This is a genomic window from Micrococcus sp. GPGPB33 (assembly GCF_037853785.1).
Classification (GTDB): domain Bacteria; phylum Actinomycetota; class Actinomycetes; order Actinomycetales; family Micrococcaceae; genus Micrococcus; species Micrococcus luteus.
The window spans coordinates 1-24,331 of the sequence record NZ_JAQMWO010000002.1; the positions used below are offsets into that span (position 1 = coordinate 1).

Here is a 24,331-nt window from a genome sequence, read left to right on the forward strand (position 1 = left end):
AGCTTGGCATACTCCGACGCGCTCATCACCGCCGGGGTGAGCGCTTCGGTGGGCACCGTGGGCGACTCTTACGACTGTCAGTCTCTGAGGGCCGGATTCCGCGAGGATGAGGAAGTCCTGGCCGTGGTGCTCTGACCCATCTCTACGATTGACCCACATGGTGTCTTGGCGTTGATCTGTCGGGCCCGCGGCCGGGCACGTACGACCACTGCCGCCGGTCCGGGCGTGACCTGATAGGAGCCTGGAGCATTTTCGTGACCGTGTCCCCGTGACAGTCCTGTCCGCCCACCGGCGTCGGTGCCGCCCCCGCACCCGTAGCCGAAGGACAGCCTCGTACATGAGCCAGATCGCCCCCACCCGTTCCGGTCACGTCGTGATCGGCGTGGACACCCACAAGCACATCCACGTGGCCGCCGTCATGGACTCGATCGGTGGGATTCTCGCGACCGGCACGATCGCCACCGACCGTGCCGGTTACCAGCAGCTACTGGAATGGGCCGCGGACTACGGCACCATCATCGCGTTCGGCATCGAGGGCACAGGCTCCTACGGGGCTGGTCTGGCCTCGTACATCCGTCGCCAGGGGCACAAGGTCGTGGAAGTCTCGCGCCCAGACCGACGCCTGCGTCGGTTGAACGGGAAGTCCGACACCTTGGACGCTGAGAACGCGGCCCGCGCAGTCCTCGCGGGTTTCGCTACCGCCACGCCCAAGAGCGCCGACGGGAGCGTGGAAATGATCCGTCAGCTCAAAGTCGCTCACGACACTGCGGTCAAAGACCGCTCTGCAGCGATGATCACGTTGAAGGCGATGCTCGTGCACGCCGAAGAAAATCTACGCAAGGTACTGCAGGGGAAGACGCAGAAGATGATCGCCCGCCACTGCGCTTCCCTGCGCCCCCGCGCGCTGAGCACGCCGGAGGAGGCCAATCGTCATGTGCTCCGGTCGCTGGCCAGGCGGTGGCTGTCGTTAAACGAGGAGATCCTCGAGCTCGAGGCCATGATCAAGGGGCTCGTGATCGCGCGTGCGCCGCACCTGCTCGACCAGTTCGGGATCGGCGTGGACACGGCAGCGGAGATCCTCATCGTGGCCGGGGACAATCCCGAACGGATCAAGAGCGAGGCAGCATTCGCCAAGCTCGCCGGCATCAGCCCCGTGCCTACAGGCTCAGGGATGAGCAGCGGAAAACATCGGATCAATCATGGCGGTCACCGTCAGCTGAACGCAGCCATCTACAGGACAGTCATCGTGCGGATGCGCTTCCATGAGCCCATGATCGCCTACGTGGCACGACGCACCGCGGAGGGCAAGTCCAAGCGAGACATCATTCGCTGCCTCAAGAGGTACGTGATCCGCGAGGTATACCACCTCGTGAAGACCAACCCTCGCACCGGTCAGATCGCGAGTTGACAACTTATAGGAGCATCAACGCCCTGGCCGAGACCGTGAACGGGCTCTACAAGGCCGAACTCATCCACTCCAAGCGGATCTGGGAGTCCGTGCAGGCGGTGCAGCTGGCCACCATGCGGTGGGTGCACTGGTGGAACACCACTCGCCTCCACGAGGCCCTGGGCTACCGCACTCCAGTGGAGGTCGAGGCGGCCCACACTCACGACCAAGACGTAGCACCCGTTGCGTCCTGACCTCGGAACGAAACCCAGGGCGCTTCACCTCGGGTGTATCGACGTGCCACGAGCGACCCCTTCGCGCGTCTATCAGGATCGACTCGTCCCGTCCCACCCCTTTACGGAACCCCAAATGGCGATATCATCGCCATATGACGATTGATGCGATCCCGGCCGAGCCTCAGTTCGAGGTGGCAGACAGTCATGCCGCGCTCTTCCATGCCCTCGCCGAACCCACACGCTTGGCTCTCCTCCAGCACCTCTCGACCGGTGAGCACCGAGTTCGCGACCTTGTCGAACACATGCACCTTGCCCAGTCGACCGTCAGCAAGCATCTCTCGTGCCTGCGCGACTGCGGTCTGGTCACCGCGCGCACTGAAGGCCGCGCTTCCTGGTTCACCCTCGCCGATCTGCCCCGACTAAAGGGCCTGCTCGAGGTGGCGGACGACCTGCTCGACACCTCCGGGACCACCCTCTCCCTGAAGAACCACCGCGATCACGAGAACCTCGAGGACGGGGACCTCTGATGAGCTCAGGACACGACCATTCGCACGGCGGCAGCGGGTCGAGCACCGCCCGGACGCGACTCGCCATCGCCTTCGCCATCACCTCCGTCATCGTGCTCGCGCAAGCGATCGGGAGCGTCGTCACCGGAAGTCTTGCCCTGCTCACGGACACGGCGCACGCCCTCGTCGACGCCTCCGGACTGCTGGTCGCGCTGATCGCGGCGACCATGATGTTGCGCCCGGCCAGCAGCAGCCGAACCTGGGGATTCGCTCGCATCGAGGTACTGGCAGCCTTGGCCCAGGCCACGCTCCTGATCGTGGTCGGCACCTACACCGCCGTCGAGGGTATCTCGCGACTAACCGACCCCCCGGACGTCCCCTCAGGAGAGCTGCTCATCTTCGGTGTGATCGGCCTGGTCGCGAACATCACCGCGATCCTCATCCTGGCCGGAGGCAAGGACTCGAGCCTCAACATGCGTGCCGCGTTCCTCGAGGTTCTCAATGACGCTCTCGGTTCGCTCGGCGTGATCACGGCCGCGATCGTGATCCAGCTGACCGGATTCCAACAGGCCGATGCACTGGCTGGTTTGTTCATCGCCGCGCTGATCGTGCCTCGGGCGTTCCGCATCATGGCCGAAACACTGCGGATCCTCATGGAGTACACCCCGAAGGGAGTGGATCTCGATCAGGTGCGCGAGCACATCCTCGCTCTCGACCACGTCCAGGACGTCCACGACCTGCACGCCTCAGCGATCGGGAGCAATCTGCCGATCTTCTCGGCTCACGTCGTCGTCGGGGAGGAGTGCTTCGAATCAGCCCACGCACTGCGGATCCTCGAAGAGGTCCATGTCTGCGTCAGGACGCACTTCCCGATCGCGTTCGAGCACGCCACGATCCAACTGGAGAGCCCGTCGGTGCATCGAGGTGAATCCGAACGTCCCTTGCACACTTAGCGCCCACGGATCCGCACTCCTCCTAACCGCAGGCGAGGGCGACAAAACGGCGCGCACCCCACTCGATGGTGGGGTGCGCGCCGCGGGTAGTCGCTGGGCTCAGCGGAAGGAGACGAAGGTGGGATTACCCCAGATGGTGCGCTCGGTGACAGCCCCGGGAGAGCGGCCCGCATCGACGACCTTGTCGCCGCCGGCGTAGATGCCCATGTGGCCGGGCCACACGACGAGATCGCCGGGCTGTGCCTCGGACTTGGAGACCTGGGTGCCGGCGTCGACCTGCTGGCCGGAGGTGCGCGGAAGGTCGATGCCGACCTGCTTGTAGGCGAACTGGGTCAGGCCGGAGCAGTCGAAGCTCACGCCCGGGTTGCTCGAGCCCCAGGAGTAGGCGGCACCCATCTGGGTCCGTGCGGCGTCGACGATCGCCTGCCCCGTGCTGCTCGAGGAGGACGCGGGCGCAGGAACTGAAGCGCCCTGGGTTTCGTTCCGAGGTCAGGACGCAACGGGCGCTTCACCGCTCTCTACGTGTGGCTTACCGCCCGGGGCCGTCGAACTCGGGCCTGCTCGGTGCGACTGGAATCAGGTCGATGGTGCGCTCTCCAGGTGTCTTCGCGGTCTCCCGGTGCACCATCTCCACCTGAGTCTTCCGCTCCTGATCCGAATCCATGTTCGGGACCTGCTTCACCGGCGACGCAGCCTCCCCGGTCACCCCCACTGTGGTCGGCACTGCGCCCGTGTCCGCGACAGCCCCTTCCAGAGAACGGCCTCCAAACGTGGCCGTTGCATCCAACGGCCCGTCGATCTCCCACACGTGGCCCGCATCCCGGGTGCTGACCTGGAACGTGGCCCCGTCGTCGCCGCGCAGGGTCAGCACCCCGACGTCGACGCGCTGGCCGTAGTCGGTGACCACGGTCTGTTCCTGACCGATGACCTGTCCGATCTTCACGCCGTCGCGTGACCGGTCACGCATCCGGTAGTCGGCCACCGTGTCCACCACGAGTGTCCGCCCCTGCCAGTCCGCGGACATCGCGATGTCCTTGGCCGGACACGCCTTGACCGGCTGTCCGGCCGGCGTGGCCAGCCTGGCCAACTCCTGCACCGTCAACGCGGCCCGTGTCCGGCCATGAACGTTCACCACGGTCGTTTCCTTCCGCGTGCACTCGCGCTTTTCGCCGTCCTGACCGGCGTAGGTGACGTTCTTGGTGCCTCCGTACCCGACGCTCAGGACGGTGACCGCTTCCTTGACCGTCGAGTTCCGGTCAATGTCTGCCGCCATGACTGTGTCTCCTGGCCGCAACTGACCGACCTGGACAGCCGTCGTGGCCGCGCCCCACAGCCGTGTCCGCTCCTGCTCGGACAGCTGCACCGGTGCGGCCGTCTTCCATAGGCCACGGTCCGGGGCCTCCTTCCACGCGGCACGGTCCCGGGCCTGGCCAGTGTCCGGGCTGACCGCCACCGATTGCCCGGACCCGTGCGTGGCCGGCAGCAGCCGCACGATGTCGCCCTCGTACCCGAACCCAGGCACATCCTCGAGCAGCACCTCACCCGGCAGGAACTCACGCGGCCACCGCTTCAGGGCATCCTCAGCCTCCGCCGCACGTCGAGCAGCCTCCTTCTCCGGAGAGGTCGCGTCCAGCAGGATCACCGGGGACCCGTGCGGCACGAAATCCTCGTTCGGAATGAACTCCCCCGTCCCGGAGACGATCATGTTCCCGTTTCCGTCCAGACGTCCCTGCCGGGCCTCCTTCACCTTCGGCCTCGTCCCCGGACCCCGCTGTTCTGGGTCGGCCTCGACCCAGACTTCGCGGAGCACTTCGCCGTCGTAGCCGAATGCGTCCTGCGGCCGCCTCATGATCTTGTGGCGGTCCAGGTCGGCGGTCATGCACTCCCGCTCCAGCGGACTGAGTCCGGCCTCGCGGCGCACCACGAGCTTGCCCTGGCTGCGGATTCGAAAGGCGGGGACCGCTTCGGTGGGCTCTTCACCCACCGGCCAGGCCCACAGCTCTCGCTGGTTCACCCCGACGGAATCCGTGGTGTACCCGACCGCGTAGAACCCCTTGTTGTACTCCCACACGTCTCCCTCGTGCGGAGTGTTTGCGTGACCGATGAGGCGCGTTCTTCGAGCTGCTCGGGGGTGTACTCGACCTCCTTCGGCATCGACAAGGACTGGTCCTCGTCTTCCATCTCGGCCTGCAACGCCGCCAGCTCGCGCTGTTTGTCGGCCAGCTCAGCTGCCTGCGGGAAAGCACCCTCCAGACCGGCCCGCATGTCCGGGATCGCGGCCGCCAGGCGGTCCGCCTCGGCCTTGTCGGAGACGAGCTGCTGGGGCAGGCCAGCCACGAAGTTCTCCACGGAGCGGATCGCGCCCGCCGGCGAGACCTCCCCACCGAGCACATGGCCAGCCTGCCAGTCCTTGCGCACGCTCGGGGCGCCCATCGGCACCACGAACACGCGTGTCCCCCTGACGGATCGTGCCCAGCTCCACTCCGCCGAGCGTGCCCACCGGCTCCGGTTCGGTGGCCTCCATGAAGTCGGGCTGGTCCGAGCGCGCCGCCTCCTGGCGCAGCGCGTCCACGATCACCTGCCCAGCCTCTTCACGCGAGGTCGTCGTCCGTCCGTCCGTCGTCGTGAACGCGAACGCGTCCCCGTCCGTGGGCCGAACTCCTGCGGCGATCCCGATCAGCGCGTCCTGCCGTCCGGTCAGGAACTGCTGACGTTGGGTCATCGTGTTCAACTCGACCCGCTGCGTGGCCCGCTGCTGTGCCCACCCGGACTGTGCGCGGGTCAGCTGCTCGACGTCCATCTGCAGCTGGGCCATCTCAAGCACGCGCGGGTCGTTGGCCAGCACCGCCGCCGCCGTCGCCCCGGAGATGTCCAGGCCGGCCACGACGTCCTCCATTGCACGCCCGTTGACCTGGCCGTTCTTCACCTGAGCGATGAACCCGGCCTTCCGGGCGATCATGTCCCACGAGTACACGTCGAACGTGGATTGCGTGGCCCACGAGTAGATCCGCACTTCCTCGTTCTGGTTGCCCTGCCGGATGATCCGGCCTTCACGCTGCTCCAGGTCCGCCGGACGCCACGGCACGTCCATGTGATGCAGGGCGGTGGCCCGGGCCTGGATGTTCGTGCCGGTGCCCATCTTCTGCGTCGAGCCGATGATCACGTTGATCCGCCCGTCGCGGCACTTCTCGAACAGCTCCTTGCGGGCCTCATCGGTCTTCGCGTCGTGGATGAACGCGACCTTCTCCGGGTCCATGCCCCGAGCGGCCAACTCCTCCCGGAGGCCCTCGTACACGTTCCACTCGCCATCGCCCTTCGGCGTGGACTGGTCGCAGAACACGATCTGAAGACCGCCGGTCACTGGCGATGGTTCCCCGTCGGCCCCGCGGTACACCGTGTCCTTGGTCTGCTCATGCACCGTCATGATCTGATCGGCCACGGCCGCGACACGGCCCCCATCCGGGTCAGCCGGCAGCCCCACCAGGCGCGGGTCCAGGGCGACCTTCCGCCCATCGCCAACGATCACGAGCATGTTGTCCCCGCCCTTGACCGGAGGGCTGTTCTTCACCGCCTCGATGCGCGTCTTCAACGACTCCACGTACGCGGCCACCTGATCGGAGGGCTCCCGGGCCATGAGGATGCGGTCCCCGGTGGCGACCTTCGGCAGCGTCGTCTCCAGCTGGTCCCGGAGCACCACGTCCGTGAACGTGGAGTTGATCGACAGCAGCTCGGGCACGTTCACGTACTCCGACACCTTGACCACCTGCTGGAACCCGTCGCCGGTGACCGTGGGCCGCAGCTGTGGCTTCACCTTCGTAAACGCCTGGCCCCAGGCGGTCACCGTGTCGGCGTGGGCTGCCTCCAGCAAGTCCGGGCGCAGGTAGTGCTGCATCACCCACATCTCGGCCATGTTGTTGGCCACCGGAGTGCCCGTGGCGAACGTGGCCACCGCCGGCAGATACCCCGGCCCAGCGATCCCGGCCCGCTCGGCCGCTTCGGTCTTCACCTCTCGCAGGGCACGGAGCTTGAAGTCCAGGTCCATCGCTCGGCCGGACCCGGCGCAGGCCAGCTCGGCCAGGTCCGAGGACCGGGCCAGGTTCTTGTAGTGGTGGGCCTCGTCCACCAGCAGGTAGTCGATGCCGGACTCTTCGAACGTCACGCCCGGATCGGTGTTCGCCGCGATCCGGGCGTGCTGACGCTCCAGCGTCTTCTTCGCCTTCTCCGACCGCTTCACCCAGCCGGCGTCCTGATCTTCCCCGGCCGTGGCCGAGTCCAGCTCGTTCTGGGCATCCTTCAGCCACTGGGCTTGCTTGGCCGGGTCGATCTGCACCCGCTCGAACGTGGTCTGCGGCATGACCACCAGGTCCCACTCGCCGGCGGCGACCTGACCGATCCAGTCCTGCCGCTCACCCTTGGACAGTCCCGTGGGCACCGCGATCACGTTCGCCCCCGGGTACCACTGCACGGCCTCCGTGGCGATCTGGTCCACCAGGTGGTTCGGGACCACCATGCACGGCTTGGACACGATCCCCGTGCGCTTGAGTTCCATCGCGGACATGATCATCGACCCGGTTTTGCCCGCGCCCACGACGTGGTCCAGCAGCACCGTCGGCTCGGACACCGCCCGCGCCACCGCCGCCCGCTGGTACGTGTACGGCGTCATCGCCTCCGACAGCCCCGGCAAGGACAGCCGCTCACCTGCGGCCGAGTAGTCCGGGGCCACCGTCGAGTTGAACACGTCGTTGTACCGGGCCTGCAACTGCATGACCCGGTCCGGGTCGGCCATCATCCATCGCGTGAACTCGGCCCGGATTTCCTCGACCTTCGCACGCGCGGCCGCCGTCGCGGTCTCGTCCTTGACCCGCACGCCGTCGCCCACATTCTTGGTGACGGTCACGGTCTTCATGTTCATCGCGGAGACCATCAGCTGAGCCGGAGTGCGCTCCTTGATCCCCCAGGCGTACCGGACGGACGGGTCCAGTCCTCCGCGGGGCACCTCGACCTCCCAGGCATCCGTGCCCGGGTTCAGCCGCACCTGGCACTGAGCCTTCAGCGTCTCGGACACGAACTGGCGGTACGTCTCCTCCGGCACCCAGCGGACACCGACGTTCACCGCGACGTCCTGCAACGCGATCTCGTCCGGGACCACGGCCTCCAACGCGCCGACGTTCTCGGCGAACCGGCCGTCCTCGGCCATCGCCTCTCGCGCGGCCGCGAGCTTGGCCCGCACGTTGCCCGACAGGTAGGTCGTCTTCGGGACCAGTACGCCCGTGCCCGGTTCCTCGAACACCTCCCCGGCCAGCCGGCCGCGCGCGGTCTCCGCGTCGACGTCCAGCAGCTCGGCCACCCGGTCCACGTCCACGGTCCGGGTCTCGTCCATGCTGATGGCGATCGCGTCCTCCACGGACTCGGCCCGCTCGGGCCGGGTGCGGTGCGTGACCACGTCGCGGGTCAGCAGTGCCCCCGCCGTCGCGGTCTGGCTGGCCTCGTCGAAGACCTCCATCGAGCGCAACAAGCCCAGCTTCGGGTCTCCGGCCAGCCAGGCGATGTGCGGCTGTTCCCGCTTCTTGAACTCCGGACGGCTCGCACGCTCGTCCCATTCCGCCGCCAGTTCCTCGGGCACGGGGACATCTGCTGGGGCGACGTCGCCGTCTTGGGGGAGGCTGTCCCGCCACTCCGCCTCCAACTCGCCCCGCTTCTTCTCACGGTCGGCCTTCGACGGCGGTCCGTACTTGTCCTCGCCACGCCCCAGCGCCCCGTATTCCGCCGTGTAGGCCTCCCACATGCTCCGCAGCTCACCACGCGCCCGCTCCCGCTCAGCCTCCGGCGCGCCCTGCCGCTGCGTCGTCATGACCTCCGTGGCCTTGTCGCGCAACGCGAGGATGGCCCGCGCCTCTCGGCTCAGCTTCTTCGCCACACGAACTTCTGCCCAGACCATCCCGGCGCGGTACTGCTCGAACCGGCCCTCGTCGGCGTTGAACCGGATGTGCCCGATCTGCGCCTCCGGCTCCGGCGCGAACCGCAGGCCCGCCTCCGTGTCCACCGCGACCGCCGGCGCCGGGTCGTAACCCAGACCCGAGACCATCCGCGCGTCCAGCACCTGCTCGGACAACCGCGCACGCACCTGCTCGGCCACATCCACGCCCTCGCCCGCGGCGACCTGGTACGTCGCCCCGAACGCGGACGAGGCGTACGCAGGCTCACCGATCACCGCCTCCGGGTGCGCGCTGAACCATGCCGAGTACGACACCTCATGCTCACCACCGTCACGGTCCGTCACCGTGATCTTGGCCGGCTCGACCCACCTGTTCACCCGGTCCTGGTCGATCTTCTCCCCAGGCTTGCGACGCCGGAACACGAGCACATCGGTCTTCACGTCCGTGCCCGCACTGGCCTGCATCGCCCCGTTGGGCAGACGCACCGCGCCTACCAGGTCCCCGTACCGGGCCATCTCTCGCCGCGCGGTCGCCCGCTGTGAGTCCATCGTGTACGTCGAGGTCATCACGGCCACATACCCGCCCGGGACCGTCAGCCGCAGCGACTTGATGATGAAGTGGTCGTGGATCGAGTGCCGCAGCGCATTGTGCGTCGGGTCAGTCACGGAGAACTGCCCGAAGGGCACGTTGCCCACCACAGCGTGGAACGAGTCCTCCGGCAGCACGGTCTTCTCGAACCCGGCCGCGTGGATCTGCTGGTCTGGGTGCAGGTGCGCGGCGACCCGTGCCGTCGTCTGGTCCACCTCCACACCGACCATGCGCGCACCCTCCGGGGCCAGCCCCAGGAACTCGCCTGAGCCGCACCCCGGCTCGAGCACCGCGCCGTCCTCGAACCCGGCCGTGTCCAACACGTCCCACATCGCCGCGGCCACCGCCGAGTCCGTGTAGTGCGCGTTCAGCGTCGTCGCCCGCGCCTGTGACCACCCCTCCGGCCCCAGCAGCTCCCGTACCCGCGCCCGGTCCGTCTCGCTGATCCTCGTGTCCGCGTCATCGAACACGAACGGCAGAGCACCCCAGGCCGACCACCCGGCCAGCACCTCCTGCTCTGCTTCGGTGGCCGGACGCCGCTCCTGATCGAGCGTGGTCAGCACCTCAAGTGCGGCCAGGTTGGCCGCGAACCGCTCCTGAACCCTGGCCGGACGCCGCGTGCCACCTGTCCACGGCTGGCCGGCCACCACGGCCACCTCCGGCCCGCTGTCCGCGTCGGTGGCCACCTCTGGCTCGGCTGTCTGGTCAGCGGCCACCGTGGCCGTGTTCGCTTCGTTCTGGCCGGTCAGGCTGTCCGGCTCGTACGGCAGCTGTCCGGCCAGCACCCGCTGCGTCATCTCGCTGAATCCGGACACGTCCTCGGACGTGTCCGGACCGCCCGCCCGGCCTGTCCGGTCAGTGTCCGCGTCAGAGGTCAGGCTGTCCGCCGTCGCGGACACGGCCCCCTCCGGTGTCCGATCCGTGGCCGTGCTCGTGTCCGCGTCTGCGGACTGGCCGGTCAGACCTCCTTGGCCGCCATCAGCTCCCGCAGCTTCTCGTTCACCAGACGCGGCGGGGCCTGCCGCCCCGGCCACGGGTCCATCCCCTGAGACCGCATCCAGCTGAAGACCTCGTCCACCATCGCCTCCAGCCGTTCCGCCCCGGCCAGCTGCGTCCGCGCCGGAAGCGCCTCGAACTCTGCCCGGTCCACCGGCTCCACCCGGCCCGGAGCCATCTGCGCGTGCCGACTCAGCACCATCGCCCGCAGGTACCGGCCGAACAGCTCGCTCGCCCCCTGGAACGCCTCCAGCGACATCAGCGCGTCCGCCACGGTCGGGAACTCCTCCAGAATCGCCGGGTCCTCGTACTGCCCCATCCGGTCCACCGAGTCGTCCCCGTACGGCGTCGGCTCGTCCAGTCGCTGCCACACCGCCGGGTCCGCCTCCCACTCCCGCTGCGCCTGCGCGTTCACGGTCGCCGCCAGCAGCTGGTCCTCGGTGACCTCCGCTTCGAACTGCTCCATCGTTCCGCGTCCCTTCTTCCTCGAATGCAATCGCCTCGTCCAGCGCATCGAACAGCGACAGCTGCCCCGAAACCGGACCCTTGAACTTTCTCGCCATGACCTGCTCCTGACGTACTTGACATAACTCCACAGCACCGGAGGGAAGTCAAGCGACTTCCCACCGGTGCCGTGAGCGACCGTTATTGGGTGTGACAGCGACTCAGAGGGACGGCCCGTTCAAGGACGACCCGCCCATCCCGACACCGCCGATTTCTCCGCGCTCCATCGCCTTCGCGGCATGATCCACCTCCGAGGGTCCCTTCGATCGACGGGCTGCCCGCCTGCGCGCCGTGTACCCCGGCTCTGGCGCTGCAACGTTGTTCTGCGACGCCTCCAGCGCGCGCAGCTTCTCCGCGGCCGCCCGGCCCGATTCGCCCGGCAAGAACTTCGCCCCCAGCTCCAGAGACAACCGCTGCACGCCACGCTGCAGCCGCTCCTGGCGGCGCTCGGCCTCTCGCGCTTGGCCCGTGGCGTCCGCCACCGGCCGGCCACCGACGTCCCCCCGAGGCATGACTGGGGTCTTCACGTCCTTCACCGTGAAGCCCGCCTGCATTTCTTCGGCCGTCAACTCGTAGTTCCAGTATTCAGGGCCCATCTGTGGCCAGTGATCCCACCCTTGGAAATTCCCCAGGCCCAGGGTGTTCATGCGATTCACGGAGACTGCCCCCTCACCTCGGGGTCTGCCCGTCGTCACTTCCTCCAGTCTGCCGCGCACTGACAGCCGGTCGCCTGTATGCACCTCCCGCAGAGCCGCTACAGCCGTGGCCCCCTCCCAACTTCGCTCGCCCCCGACCTCACCGGCCTCGATCAGCACCTCCAGATGCCGGTCCTTCACGTCCCTGCCCGCTTCGTCGACCTCGAGCGGGAACGCCACGTACGCGGTCTTGGCCCGGTCATCGGCACCTGCCAGCAGCAGGCGGGGCTCGGCGGTGACCACCCCGCGGCGCCACACCGGTGCATTCAGAAAGCGCCACGTCTCCGGGTCCACAGGAGCCGGCGTCGTCCACAACGCTTCCCGCGCGTCCGCGGCCGACGTCACCGGCCGCACGTCGAGGAGGCCGGGAGTGCTGAGCGCCTGTCCCTCTCGATCGCGCTGCTCTTGAACGGAGAAGACCCCGTGCGGACAGACCGGGTTTTCCCAGTCATCCGCCAGGACCGTCGGGTGCAGGTCCTCCCGCCGCAGATCGAGGTCCCGAGTCTCGGGCACCAGGTCAGACAGGGCATCCTCGCCGTTGACTCTGGACAGGCGGGTCACATCCGAGGGGATGAGCCTCTTGACCTGGACCGGCCCCTTGACCTCGGGGACGTCGAAGGCGATCCAGTCGCTCTCGCCCCGCACGGCCACCCGCTCCCCGACCTGAAGGTCGCGCAGGGCACCGACCGCGAGGCTGGACTCCCGCGTCGGTTCGTCCCACACCTCGCCCGCCGTCATCACGACCTCCGCGAACTGCCGAGTCTCGGCGGTACCGGCGTGTTCCAGCTCGATGGGAAACGCGACCTGGGCCGGTCCGGGGTTGTACCCGTCCATGACCCGCACGACACGCGGCGGCGCGACAACCGTCCCACGCGTCCACATCCCCGGTTCTTCGCTGGACACCTGCTCAAAGGTGGTAGTCATCGCCACTCACCCCTCACCGCGACGGGCCGGACATCGCGGGACCGCCCTGCTCGACCCCGAAGTACTGCTCCACCGGACGCTGGGACGCCTGCCACGCCGGATCAGCGACCACGTTCTCCGGCCCCTGGGCCTCCAGCCCCCGGCCCCGCCCAGCACCGGCCCCCGGCCCGACCTCGACCGTGTTGTGCTGCATCGACGCGGACACGTCTTCGGCCCGGATCCGGTTGTTCAGCCCGGCCTCGCCGTCCCGGTTCACGTACGGCTCCACGCTGTACCGGCCCGTCACGCTCAGCCGCTGGCCCTGCTCCACGGAGGCCAGCACGTTCTTGCCCAGCTGCTCACGCCCCACCGCGACGTCGTAGTAGATCGGGTCCACGTCCTTGTACTGCCCGGCCTCACGATCGAATACCTGCTGCGGCTCAGCCAGCCGGAACGCCACCAGCTGCCCTCGCTGGGTGTCCACGGTCTTCGGGTCCGTCGCCACGTAACCGGTCACGGTCTTCGCACGGTCGATGTTCTGACGCATCAGGATTCCTCCTCGAGTTCCGCCCGAACCCCCGTGGCCCGGACACCACTGATACGTCCCGCCCCCACCGCCCGCGTGTGACACACATCCCGTCTCAGTCGTAGTCACCCGCCCGCACCCGCGTGATCGTCCGCCTGCTCACCCCGTGCAGTGCGGCCACCTCGGCCACCGACAGCCCTGCCTCCAGCGCGGCCTTGACGGCATCCACCGCCACCGGGGACAGCGCACGCGGCCGGCCACCGACCCTGCCCTGCCGGCGGGCGTGCGCCAGCCCCTCACGAGTGCGTTCCACGATGACCTCCCGCTCCCACTCCGCCAGCGACGCGATGGTCCGCACCACCAGCCGTCCCGCCGGCGTCCCGGTGTCCAGGTCCAGGTCCAACGCCTTCAGCCGGACACCGGCTGCTTCTAGCTGCGCCACCGTCCGCAGCGTGTCCACCGTCGACCGGCCGAGCCGATCCAGCCGAGTTACTACGAGCATGTCCCCCTCACGCAGCCACCCCAGGGCTTCACGCAGACCCGGCCGCCCGGATTTCGCCCCGCTGATCACGTCCGTGAAAACCCGCTGGGCACCCACCCCAGCCAACGCGAGCTTCTGTGCTTCCAGTGACTCCGCCTGATCCCGCGTCGAGACGCGCGCATACCCGGCCACACCATTCATCCCCGGACTCCTTCAGGACGCCACTACCTAGACATGAGTGGATTCGTCCGCCGAGGCGAACATGTATGTCTCTTACGCGGGCAAGTCGTATGGTGCCCGCCAGCTCGACTCGTCCCGACTGATTCGCGTGACCCATTGCGCCGGCACCCACGCATTCCGCGGGGCAGCGCCTGGGGCCGGGATCCAGTGCAAGAGCACGTGCGTGCGAGACCACCGGGCCGCCTTCGCATCCACCACCTCATCAGGCAGCCTCGCCCGGACGTACGGCTCACGCCGGTACGGGGCACTGCCGATCTCGTCCACGGACTGCCACGCCGGCCCATCGAACACCTCAACTCCGCCTGCAAGCACCAGCCGAGGAAACATCACCGAGTGGACGGGATAGCCCGCAGCCACCATCGCGGGCGCTCAAGCCGCCCCGCACCCCGGCTGCCCGGACGCCCGGGCGGGCCGCGCCCGCCGACCGCTCGCTGCGCTCCCGGCCGGCGGGCCTAAGAACCGACACGCTCGCCCCCGACAGAGCGCCAAGAATCGGAGACAGCCCGCCTTCTGGCCCACGGGGTTCTGTCCAGAATTTTGCCCACCCTCGGAACCCTTCCCGTGGCCCTTCCCGAGCGCGCCAAAAACCTTCGTATCTGCCGCCACCACATACGACGGCGCCCGCCACTAACCAAATGGGCAGCGGCTATGACAGGAGGCTAGTAGTCGCAGCCCCACTGGCAGATGCCCACACCCCGGCGACGGCCGCGCCCGATCAAAGCCGTAGAGCAACCATGGTTGACAAGCGGGGGGATAGCAACCAAGGTTGACGTATGGACGGACAGGACCTCGCTACCTCGGCGGCCGACACCAACGATCCCCGCCGTGGCCTGCGCGCCGTTTCGGCCCTGCGACGGCTCGCCGACGAGCTGGAACTGCGGCAGGTGGAGGCCGCCCTGGCTCAGGGCATGGGCTGGCCGGAGATCGCCGACGCCCTGGGCGTCACCCGGCAGGCCGTCCACAAGAAGTTCGCCAAGCGGGTCGACCCGACCCTGCTCCACCCCACCCGTCAGGAGAAGCGATGAATCGCATCCAGAGGCTCTTCATGGGCACCGGCCGCAACATGGGCATCATCGTGACCGCCTGGCGCGAGGCACTGCTGGCCGGCGTCCAGGAGGTCACCCCTGACCACCTGCTCACCGCCCTGGCAGTCTCGGGGGCCCTGCCGCCGAGCTGTTGGCCCGCCATGGCGTGACCGTCGCGAGGTTGCGTGAGGCCACCCACACCCGCGACGTCAACGACTTGGCCAGCCTGGGAATCGATGCGAGCACCCTCGGACAGCCGCGGCGGCGCTCGATCGCCCAACTGTGGAGTACCACTCCCAAGCTTGAGATGAGCCCGCTCACCGAGCAGCTGGTCAAGTCCTTGCAGGGGGCAGGCGGGGAGCTGGAGGCGCTGCGCACCCTCATCGACCACCCCACCACGGGTGCTGCCGAGGCACTGCGCGGCTGCGGGGTCGACATCGAGGCCCTACGGGCAGACCTGGACGCCGATACGTCTGCCATTGTCCACGGCATCCGGCACGTGGCCCCGATCCCCGGGCTGCTCGACGGACTGGTTGAGTCCACGGTCGCGGTGACGCGCTTCGTGCCGGTGGACATCGAGCGCCTTGCAACGGTGACGCGCAGCCCAGAACTGGTGGTCCAGTGGTTCTACGGCGGTCCGGATGTGCACCTCGACGAGCAGCACCGCATCCTGCGCGAGCAGAAGGCGGCCACGATCGAACTGCGCAAGGTCGTCGACGAGCGCACCGGCGACCGGTTGGCGATCGCCTGGCAGGAGCACTGGAGCGGCATCAAGCACCACGACCCACGCGGCTACTACCTGCACCTGCTCATGCAGCCGGCCGGGATGGGCACGCGCATCACGTTCACCCGAGGGTTTCGTGGCTTCGGTCGGGGCGGGCGCGTGATCGCCCGACTCAGCGCCGAGCTGTCCCGGTTGAGCGTCAACCCGACCATCCAGAACTTGGTGCAGGTGGCCGAGGATGAATGAAGTCCACACCCAGGCGGTCGGCGGCACTCCGACAACCATCACCGACCCCACACAGCCTGCAGGAACCAGCCGCCCTTCTCACGATTGACCCACGCACCCGGTCAGTACACCTGGACGGGGTGGGTTGGCCGCTGGGATGCTCTGGCAGGCCCAGCTGCCCCCGCCCGCCGGGCGCCCCTATAGCGGCCTGAAATCCGCTCCCGTCGCCTGCCGCACCATCCGTGCTGTGCAACGCATGCAGTTCGCTCCCGCCGCCCACGGCTCCGATGCCCCCAGCCGCCCCTTCTCGATCCACGGACGCCCGGCCGCCGGGATCACTCCCGCGTAAGGGACAGATGGAACTCTGAGGCGAGCATCGCGTAGGTGGCACCATCCACCCAACCGCGCGTGAGGTGCAGAGACTCCTCCTTGAACGTGCCCTCGTGACGCATCCCCACCTTCTCCATGATGCGCAGGCTCGGAGCGTTGTCCGCGAAGGCATGAGCCTCCACGCGCCGCACACCCAGATCGTTGAACGCGAAGCCCAGCAGGGCTCGCGCAAGCTCGGTGCCATAGCCCTGCCCCGCCTGGCGCGGATCGATCGTCCAGCCGAGCTCGGCCTGGGCGTCCCGGGCTTCCTTGCGCGGGCCGCCTTGACTCCACGCGTCCTGCACCGCGACCTTCCCGACACCGACGACGACGTCCCCGACCCGTACAGTGAGGCGATCTCCCGCAGCGAGGTAAGAAGCCCGAAGCGCGTCCGCACTCTCCGGGCGACCGGAGGTCCACGTCCACACCTGCTCAAGCCGGCAGAAGCCCCACACGGCGGGTGCATCGAGACCCCTGAACGGGGTGAGGGTCAGCCGGCGGGTGCGCAGCGGGAAGCAGACGCCTCGACTCGCGGCGAGATCCAGGAGAGGGGTGGCCATGACAGCCAGAGTACGAACGGAAGCTCCCCAGCCCACCCGCGGGTGGAACAGTGCCCACACCCTCAACCGTCAACGGCCAGGGGAATGGGCGCCCTCCCGATCGTAGAGTCTCAGTACCGGGTCACCTTGAGGGTGGTGTTCGGGCAGGAGGCGGCCTTCTTCACCAAGAACGCCTTCTCCGTGGCATCAGCCTTCAACCCCCAACGGATCTTCACCGCCGTCCAGTCCGAGATGTACTGGCACTGATTCTTCGGCGGCAGCCACGCCTCCGGACCCCGGGCCTGCTTGGACGAGTTCAACGCCGAGGTCTGCGCATTCAAGGACCGGGCATCGCCCAAGTCGTTGTAGAACGCCACCCGCTTGGCCTGCGTCCAGTACCGGGCCCCAGAACCCCACGCCTCATGCACGGGCACCATGTGATCGATCTGCACCGTCGATGCCGAGGTGTGCGTGAGCAGATCCCAACCGGTCACCCACTTGCCCCTGGCCACCGTGCACTTACGCGTCGTGGTGTACGTCGGAATGGCCTTGGACTCTACGATCAACACCTCAGCCCGCGTGTTCTGGCAGTCCCCGTTCGCATCCTTCCAGTCACCGAACTGGGCGGCCCGGTCATAGCCGGCGTTGTTCTCCGCAGCCACCGGCAGCGAGGACACCGCGGTGCGCAACGGGGCCGAATATGTGGTGCCCGCCGAAGCAGGAGCAGCACCGCCCAAGACGGCGGTGGCGACGAAAGCAGCAGCAGTGGCCAGAGAAGCCAAAGAGCGTCGTGACATAGGCGAGTTCCTTGCTCGAGTGAACGGGGATGCGCGACTGCATCAGCGCTGATCCTAAGCAGAACCAGCCGGCACCCATGAACGGCCCTCCTACGCCGTCCCCAGTGCCTTGTAGATCGTGGGCCGGGAGACTGCGAACGAGCGGGCCACCGCGGCCACGGGCTGCCCGCCTGCCACAGCCGCCCGGACAGCCTCGACCTGCTCCGCCGAGAGCTTCGGCTTCGGCCCCGGACGCCGCCCAGCAGCCCGGGCACGGGCCACGCCCTCCCGGGTGCGCTCCCGCAGCAGATCCCGCTCCCACTCCGCCAACATCAACAGCATGTTCAGCATCAGCCGGCCCGAGGCCGTGGAGGTGTCCAGCTGAACGTCCAGGGCCTGCAACCCGATCCCCCGATCAGCCAGAGCCTGCACGGTACGCAGCGCGTCCGGCAGGGACCGGCCCAGCCGGTCCAGACGCGCGACGACGAGGGTGTCCTCGTCGTCGCGCAAGTAGGCCAGCGCATCACTGAGACCGGGCCGGTCGGCCGTGGCCCCGGAGAGACGATCCTGGAAGACCTTGGAACAGCCGGCGGCCCTCAGAGCAGCCTCTTGCCCTTCAAGGGAGCCCTCCTGGTCTCGGCTACTCACGCGGGCGTAGCCGACCTTCACTTGAGCAGCTCGTACTTCCAGAGGAACGGTGCCACCGCGGCCGCGTGGTACTCCATCGTCTGCTTGCGCATCGCCTTCACCTCACCGTTGAGCACGGGGTAGTCGTAGACCTTGATCCTCTTCTGACCCACCAGCTCGTAGTAGAACGTGTTCAGCTCCTCTTCGATCTGGAAGGTGCCGTAGGTCTTCTGCGGGTCGTAGTTCGTGGTCTGGCGAGCCAGGTCGAGCACACGGCCCCACTGGGTCATGAGCACCTGCTCCTGGGCCGTGAGCTTCATACCAGCCAGGTCACGGCTGGCCTGCGTGCCAGCGTCGAAGCACAGCTCGTTGCGGTACTCGCGCCCGTCGGAGCCCGTGAAGGATCGACACTTGTTGTGGTAGGCCAGGCCCGTGAAGATCAGGCACGCCTTGAGGAAGTCCTGGTCGTGGCTGAAGTTGTCGCCGTTGTCCGCGTTGCGGTTCACAACACCGCGAATCCAGTACCGTCCTTCGGAGGGGATGCGCGCCATTGCAAACAGCGGCAGCTTCGTCAAGTAGTTGTCGCGGCGCAGGTGGAAGCCGTTGCCGTTGTAGGCGGTGCACCGGGTGAGCTGGGAGTACAGGTCGATGTTCTCGAACGAGTTCCCGTATGCGCGCAGGTACCCCAGGATGTTGTCGTTGTAGACCGCGGTCGAGATCGCCTTGCGGCTCTCATCCGACTCGCGGCCATTGGTCTCGCAGTAGATGCCGGTCTCGTCGTCCGGGAACTTTCGGGTGTCGAAGAGTTTCGACAACACCGACGACGTGGTCTTCACATCCACCACGGGGAGCCCGTCGGCACCGGCCCGCACATTGCCGACCCCCACCTGGAAATCCTTGTGGACAGCGCCCGGAACCAGCTGATCCGTCTTGGGATCGATGTCAAACGCGCGCAACGGATAGACGGTGCGCCCCGTTTCCGGCTCGTTGGCCCACAGGATGCAGGAGACCCCGGCATCCTTCGTGGCGTGGAACCGCTTGCGGTTGAACAGGAAGCCGTCGATGAACTTCCGGTTGATCAGCCCCTGGGACTTGAAATACTTGGAGGGGGAGTAGACCACGTAGGAGTCGGTGGGCTGGCGCAGGTAGTACTTGAAGGCCGACCAGATGAACAGGTTGGTCAGGTCGCGCAGGGGCTTGGTGCCGTTGCGGCTGATTGCCGGCTCGGCGGCCATCTGAGCCTTCACCCACGACGCCTGCCATCCGAACGCCTTCTTCTTGCCACTCACGTTCGACTCCACCCCGGCGGCGTCCGCGTATGGCGGGTTCTCAAAGAGGATGACCGTGCAGTTCGGGTCGGCGACGTGCTTGTGGATCTCGTTCGGCACCCGCGATCCGTCAGCGGCCATGAGTCCCAGGACGAACCGGTCGGAGAGCGCGTCGCCGTTGAGCAGTACACCTAGGGCGGGGTCACCAGCCTTGTAGGTCGGCGGGATCACCGCACGCACGCGGTCGCCGTACTCTCGAGCCAGCTCCAGGTACTCGAACTGCTCGTAGGTGTTCACAATGACATGGCTGAGTTCTTCGTCGCTCAGGCCCTCGATCAGGTTGCCCGAGCCGGCGCAACGGTCCACGATCACGTAGTCGTTACCGGCCGGCACCCGGGCGATGGCTTCCCGCAGCAGTTCGTGCGACTTCTGCACGTACGGCTGGGGCGTATAGAAGGCGCCGAGCTCGATCTTCTTCAGCTTGTCGTTGAGCCGGTCGAGGATGTGCGCGAAAGCCTCGTAGTCGTCACCTTTGTAGGGCAGGATCAGACCGTCGAAGTGCTTGGGGGCCTTCAACTCGCCCAGCGGACCCTTGCGCGGGTCGTTGGCCAGGAAGCTCTCCTTGTTGGACCCGGGGACCTCCCGGTAGTACCGCTCGGCCCACGCCACCACGCAGTCCTCGGTGATCTCAATGGGAACGAAGTCGTTCTCCTTGAGCAATGCGGCCACCTGTCCCGCCCCGGCTCCGAAGTAGTCCTTGATCACGACCGGGTTGGACTTCGCCTGGAACCCCTGGACCGCGCGACTTGCTGAGGTGGTGTAGATCTGGTGGATCTCGGCGAAGTAGTCGGCTGAGTCGAACTTGAAGATCGTCTGCTTGTTGAGGTCGACCAGCAGGATGTTGGCTGGGACGTTGTGGCCGCGCACGCGCAGGCGAGAGAGATACTTGATGGCCTGGAACAGCACCTTGTTCACGTCTCCGATGGAGACCTTGAACTCCAGCAGGTTGCCGCGGTGGACGCCATCCGTGTTCTGGACCAGCGAGATGTCCGGGTCGATCTTGAACTCTCTGAAAAAGTCGAGCTGCCCGTCGACCTCGTTTGAGTAGTAGTAGCTGCTGCGCTCTGCGGTGCTCATGACGACCCTCCATGTCTCCGTGCGACCGTCAAGCGATCGGTCGGTCTGTTGACAGTCTCGCATGGGACGGCCACATGACCGCAGGCGGGGCGGATGCTGTAAAAAATCTACGAAGAGGACGCCTCTAGCCTGGCCGTTATCTGCGACACCATTTCTTTGCGCGCCCGCCCCAGGGTGATGGGGCTACTGCCACGCGGCAGGGAGCTGCAGGCTTGCCAGTAGCCCCCTCCAACGGCGATAGCTCGAGCGCCCGTGCGCCCAAGGCATGCGCGCAGGCGTGCATGACCGCGAGGGCATCAAGCAGCGCCCACTGCGCGGTCGACAGCGCACATGCGCGCTATATGGCAGGGAACCCCCGAGGGTCCACCTTCACCCCCCCCGGGTGCCAGCCAGCTGGGTGGAGCGGATCACGGCGCAAGAAGCTTGGTAGCGGTGTGTGCAGGGGGCGACCCAACGCCATGGCAGAACTACCCGCCGTGTCCACTTACCGCGGGCGCTCAAAGCGTCCCGCGCCCGGGGAGGCCCGGCCGTGCGGCCAGGAAGCCGATCAGGTCACCATGGCAGGTACGGCAGAAATCAGAAGCCGCCCAGCTGGTTGCTCACTGGGTGCCGTCCAACCTTTTGCCCACCTAGACCCTTCCTCGAGCCCTTACGCGAGCCTGGGCCAAAACCATCGCTTTCGCCACTTACCGCGCTTACCGCCTCTACGGATGCGCTGGAAGCACCCCAAGAAACGCGCACCTTGCCCTAGCCTCAGCCCTTGCAAATCGACTCAGCAACCAGGAATCGAACTAGGCAGATGGGATTCCCCTCATAATATCAACCAGGAGGGGCAGGGCACTCGAGGGATTAGGACCGATACGTGCAGACTTCATCTCCGGATCAATCCGTCGAGCAATCCTGCAAGCACTATCCACGCCATCAAAAGGAAATGTCCCACTAAGGCGCTTCTCCCTCATAAGGCCCAGATCTTCTGCCAGACGATCGAGCTGGGAGCTGGATAAGGCGCCGCTTCGATCCTCCGCATGCCACCTCAGCCAAACCTCGAACTTGAGATTGGATATTAGGAGCAATATCCCTTCTTCTTCCGCTAATGAACATGCCGAGGCCAGCGATGCGTGCTGATCAACATCTACAAGACAAACGCAAATGTCGAAGTCCTTATTGCTCTTTTTTGCCTTTTCGCGAAATTCGATGCATTTCCGGACAACCTTCAAAGGATCACGGCCCACAGGCACCTTCTGTACCGTCACGGCCACGCCGGCCGCGCGTAGATGCGAATTCAAACCCTCCACATACAAAGGCTCAGTAAGAATGCCCTCTGTAGCAACCAACACCCGACGTGCCATTGATCGCTTCGGCCGCGCCCGCCCCCGTGAACTTCCACCCCTGGGCATAACTTCACCTTCCCTCGCCACCGGACACCAGCGATGCGAAAAGACTTGGAGATAGACGCGGGACGCCCCCATAACGACCCAACAAGTACCGCCTCGACACATTTGCATCTCTGTGCCGTGGATAATCAGCTAGGGAAGATACGGAAGTTGCCCCATCAAGACCCTTATCCGTAAACCAAACCTGCTCGGGCTCGAGCTCAACATCGCTTAAAGGGGACAGGACGTAGCTTTCATGACTAGTAAAAATAAGCTGAGCGCCCTTCTGGTTGACCGCAGGATCCGCGAATGCACTCAGAAGCACGCCTAAGAGATGCGGATGAAGACTCGCATCAATTTCGTCAATAATCAGCAGGCCACCTTTTCGCAGAGTTTCCAACGCGGGCACAGATGCGGCGAGCCAGGCAACAGTTCCGTCGGACTCGCTCTCTACTGAAAATTGCGGGATCTCTTTGCCAACACCCCGATGGGTAAACACGAGGTGTCGAATGGTCGCAGCCAAGTCATCTTCGTCGATTGTTACTTCAAAGGAATCTTCCTCAGATTCTTCGTTATTTTCACGGTCCGTGTCGTCGCGATTTTTCTCCTGTAGGATCGTCTGCATAATTCTGCGAATCGGCTCAGGAAGCTTAGTTTCTTCAACATCGACTTTCTCTACACCGACGTCGGCAACCCTTAGTAGTGCGAGAAGATCATCAAAATCAATGCTCCCCTCAACAAGAGAATCCGCTATATCTCGGAGTCGGGATTCGCGGTGGTTGTCTTTCACTAAGACAGACTCGAAAGTAGAAGTCAGATGCCTGGCGAGACTGCTTAGCGGCGAGTCTCCCACAAGCAAGGCACGGCTAAGAACGAGCTCACGCGGAGTCACATCGAACCGGGACTGCAACGAAGGATGGAACTGTTGCCTGGCCTCTTCTCTGTCTCGCCACAGCAGTGTCCGCCAGCGGCTCCTTGGAATATCTCGAAGCCACTCCGACTTAATTCCGTCGTGGTCAACGACAAAGCCATACAGGTGGCGCCTATTTTCGTACACGAAGTCGAGTTCATACTCACTGGAAGCCGTCCTCATCGTCCCATCAAGGGCAAAAGGCGCCCGCTGCATGTATTTCGAGGCCTGCCAGGTAGTGGCCGTGTTCTCGATAGCCGCAAAAAAATAGCGCAGTGCATCCAGAACCGCAGATTTCCCGGTCGCATTACCTCCAAATATGCCCGCCAACGGATATGCGGCGCTAACCCAGTCGCCATCTGCGGGTTGCAACGTACGCAAAGAGGGTCGTGAGAGGTCCAGTGTGAACTCGTCCCTGACGCTCTTGTGGTTCCGCACAGTGAAGGCGAGGATCGTCATGAGGCGACCGTAGCACGCTTAGGACCCTCGTTCACACGGTTTTCGTTGTCTTGACGCATACCAGATCGCAGTTCAGGCTTCTCTCGATCTCCACGTGCTCCCATCATGGGAGGCTTGCCACTCCACACTGAGGTCGTCCCGGCGGTTCGCAACGGCCACCGCCAGCAGCGGATCCGACGGCGTGGACGAGGACATCTCCAGCATCACTGTTACGTCCGCGGGACACCGCACTGCGGCCAGTCCCACCGGGTTCGACACCGCGACCTCTCTGCCGTCGGCGTCCACGACCCGCGCCCGGACGTACTGCACCCCCTTGGGGGGCCGCTCTAAGCTGTCCTGCTCACGGGTGGACGACGCCCACGCGGTGAAGTCGTCCTCGTCGTAGTCCAACGTGAACGCCGGACGGTCCCCGTACGCCTCGGGCTCCTTATGCGCCCCGGTCTTCGCGCAGCCGGCCTCGTCCACCATGCGGCGCAGACGCGCGGTGAGCATCTCCACGTGGGGATGCCACATCATCATCGGCCCCAGCCCCGGAGCCTGTTCCTCCCAGACCTTGTACTCCATGCACATGGCCGCGTACAGCTCGGCGGTGAGGTCCGAGTGCTTGTACCAGCAGGGTGGCACTACCGATGTCACCAGCCGGTACTCGGCCACGAACCAGTCCACCCAGCGGCGCAGCGTGTTCCACGCCTCCCACTGGTGCTCGGCCTCGATCTCCCGCCACCGCGTGCCCATCCACACCGGCGGACCCTCGCCCGCGAGTTCCGCGGCGACCTCCGGGTCGACGTAGGGCAGCGGAGTCCCCGTCTGTCCGTCGTCATCGGCGGCCACCGGCGCCTCCCATTCCGTGGGCTCGTCATCTTCAACCCAGGGCGATGCCATCAGTTCCGTCCTTCCCTCGTGTACCGGCGTGCTGGCCCGCCCAACAGCCTTTCGAGCCGGGCGAAC

21 protein-coding genes and 1 pseudogene are annotated in these 24,331 nt (G+C 66.3%); 7 read left to right on the forward strand and 15 right to left on the reverse strand.

Features of this window, described 5'->3' with window-relative positions; genetic code table 11:
- Positions 1 to 337: 337 nt before the first annotated feature.
- Both POD19_RS00070 and POD19_RS00075 read left to right on the forward strand, forming a co-directional pair.
- A complete protein-coding gene (locus tag POD19_RS00070) occupies positions 338 to 1,408 on the forward strand; it encodes an IS110 family transposase (RefSeq protein ID WP_340309214.1) in 1,071 nt (356 codons plus the stop codon).
- A gap of 17 nt (positions 1,409 to 1,425) precedes the next feature.
- Positions 1,426 to 1,641: pseudogene (locus tag POD19_RS00075) on the forward strand (integrase core domain-containing protein); the annotation flags it as partial.
- Positions 1,642 to 1,742: 101 nt separating this feature from the next.
- Here the strand turns inward: POD19_RS00075 and POD19_RS00080 are convergent.
- Positions 1,743 to 1,931: a hypothetical protein gene (locus POD19_RS00080; protein WP_340309518.1), complete on the reverse strand. Its 189-nt coding sequence runs from the start codon at positions 1,929 to 1,931 to the stop codon at positions 1,743 to 1,745.
- Here POD19_RS00080 and POD19_RS00085 point away from each other — a divergent pair.
- Entirely contained in the window at positions 1,866 to 2,150 is a 285-nt protein-coding gene (locus POD19_RS00085) for an ArsR/SmtB family transcription factor (RefSeq protein ID WP_230297576.1), read from the forward strand. The genes POD19_RS00080 and POD19_RS00085 overlap by 66 nt on opposite strands.
- Positions 2,150 to 3,082, forward strand: coding sequence for a cation diffusion facilitator family transporter (locus tag POD19_RS00090; protein ID WP_230297560.1), 933 nt, complete (start codon positions 2,150 to 2,152; stop codon positions 3,080 to 3,082). Before POD19_RS00085 ends, POD19_RS00090 begins: the two co-directional genes overlap by 1 nt.
- A gap of 99 nt (positions 3,083 to 3,181) precedes the next feature.
- On the opposite strand, the gene POD19_RS00095 is transcribed toward POD19_RS00090, so the two are convergent.
- From POD19_RS00095 to POD19_RS00125, 7 genes are all read right to left on the reverse strand, one after another.
- Positions 3,182 to 3,478, reverse strand: a complete 297-nt coding sequence (locus POD19_RS00095) for a C40 family peptidase (protein WP_230297559.1) — start codon at positions 3,476 to 3,478, stop codon at positions 3,182 to 3,184.
- 133 nt (positions 3,479 to 3,611) lie between these two features.
- A complete protein-coding gene (locus POD19_RS00100; RefSeq protein ID WP_340309215.1) occupies positions 3,612 to 5,153 on the reverse strand; it encodes a hypothetical protein in 1,542 nt (513 codons plus the stop codon).
- Between the two features lie 153 nt (positions 5,154 to 5,306).
- On the reverse strand, positions 5,307 to 10,421 hold the full coding sequence (locus POD19_RS00105) for a helicase-related protein (protein WP_340309216.1): 5,115 nt from the start codon (positions 10,419 to 10,421) through the stop codon (positions 5,307 to 5,309).
- Positions 10,422 to 10,564: 143 nt separating this feature from the next.
- Positions 10,565 to 11,068, reverse strand: coding sequence for a hypothetical protein (locus POD19_RS00110; RefSeq protein WP_230297557.1), 504 nt, complete (start codon positions 11,066 to 11,068; stop codon positions 10,565 to 10,567).
- A 199-nt stretch (positions 11,069 to 11,267) separates the two neighbouring features.
- The gene (locus POD19_RS00115) at positions 11,268 to 12,725 is read right to left on the reverse strand and encodes a hypothetical protein (RefSeq protein WP_230297556.1); all 1,458 of its coding nucleotides are present in this window, start codon (positions 12,723 to 12,725) and stop codon (positions 11,268 to 11,270) included.
- A 13-nt stretch (positions 12,726 to 12,738) separates the two neighbouring features.
- Complete coding sequence (locus POD19_RS00120) at positions 12,739 to 13,251, reverse strand: single-stranded DNA-binding protein (RefSeq protein WP_340309217.1); 513 nt, start codon at positions 13,249 to 13,251, stop codon at positions 12,739 to 12,741.
- Positions 13,252 to 13,345: 94 nt separating this feature from the next.
- Positions 13,346 to 13,912: a recombinase family protein gene (locus POD19_RS00125; RefSeq protein ID WP_155933465.1), complete on the reverse strand. Its 567-nt coding sequence runs from the start codon at positions 13,910 to 13,912 to the stop codon at positions 13,346 to 13,348.
- Positions 13,913 to 14,724: 812 nt separating this feature from the next.
- Between POD19_RS00125 and POD19_RS00130 the strand changes: the two genes are divergently transcribed.
- Genes POD19_RS00130 through POD19_RS00140 form a run of 3 tightly spaced genes read left to right on the forward strand, consistent with a single transcriptional unit; the run spans position 14,725 to position 15,946 of the window.
- Positions 14,725 to 14,976, forward strand: a complete 252-nt coding sequence (locus POD19_RS00130) for a hypothetical protein (protein WP_155933467.1) — start codon at positions 14,725 to 14,727, stop codon at positions 14,974 to 14,976.
- Complete coding sequence (locus tag POD19_RS00135) at positions 14,973 to 15,146, forward strand: hypothetical protein (protein ID WP_340309218.1); 174 nt, start codon at positions 14,973 to 14,975, stop codon at positions 15,144 to 15,146. The genes POD19_RS00130 and POD19_RS00135 overlap by 4 nt, the downstream gene beginning before the upstream one ends.
- Positions 15,147 to 15,157: 11 nt before the next feature.
- Positions 15,158 to 15,946: a Clp protease N-terminal domain-containing protein gene (locus POD19_RS00140; RefSeq protein WP_340309219.1), complete on the forward strand. Its 789-nt coding sequence runs from the start codon at positions 15,158 to 15,160 to the stop codon at positions 15,944 to 15,946.
- Between the two features lie 314 nt (positions 15,947 to 16,260).
- On the opposite strand, the gene POD19_RS00145 is transcribed toward POD19_RS00140, so the two are convergent.
- From POD19_RS00145 to POD19_RS00170, 7 genes are all read right to left on the reverse strand, one after another.
- Positions 16,261 to 16,854: a GNAT family N-acetyltransferase gene (locus POD19_RS00145; RefSeq protein ID WP_230297553.1), complete on the reverse strand. Its 594-nt coding sequence runs from the start codon at positions 16,852 to 16,854 to the stop codon at positions 16,261 to 16,263.
- Positions 16,855 to 16,964: 110 nt separating this feature from the next.
- Positions 16,965 to 17,630, reverse strand: a complete 666-nt coding sequence (locus POD19_RS00150) for an HNH endonuclease family protein (RefSeq protein WP_340309220.1) — start codon at positions 17,628 to 17,630, stop codon at positions 16,965 to 16,967.
- A 90-nt stretch (positions 17,631 to 17,720) separates the two neighbouring features.
- Entirely contained in the window at positions 17,721 to 18,278 is a 558-nt protein-coding gene (locus tag POD19_RS00155; protein WP_326847692.1) for a recombinase family protein, read from the reverse strand.
- Positions 18,275 to 20,641, reverse strand: a complete 2,367-nt coding sequence (locus POD19_RS00160; protein WP_340309221.1) for a hypothetical protein — start codon at positions 20,639 to 20,641, stop codon at positions 18,275 to 18,277. The genes POD19_RS00155 and POD19_RS00160 overlap by 4 nt, the downstream gene beginning before the upstream one ends.
- Before the next feature lie 791 nt (positions 20,642 to 21,432).
- The gene (locus POD19_RS12990) at positions 21,433 to 22,146 is read right to left on the reverse strand and encodes an RloB family protein (protein WP_412063736.1); all 714 of its coding nucleotides are present in this window, start codon (positions 22,144 to 22,146) and stop codon (positions 21,433 to 21,435) included.
- Positions 22,043 to 23,383 carry an AAA family ATPase gene (locus POD19_RS00165; protein ID WP_230297531.1) on the reverse strand — a complete coding sequence of 447 codons (1,341 nt, stop codon included), beginning with the start codon at positions 23,381 to 23,383 and terminating at the stop codon, positions 22,043 to 22,045. The genes POD19_RS12990 and POD19_RS00165 overlap by 104 nt, the downstream gene beginning before the upstream one ends.
- 72 nt (positions 23,384 to 23,455) lie before the next feature.
- Positions 23,456 to 24,265, reverse strand: a complete 810-nt coding sequence (locus tag POD19_RS00170) for a hypothetical protein (RefSeq protein ID WP_230297532.1) — start codon at positions 24,263 to 24,265, stop codon at positions 23,456 to 23,458.
- Positions 24,266 to 24,331: the final 66 nt, after the last annotated feature.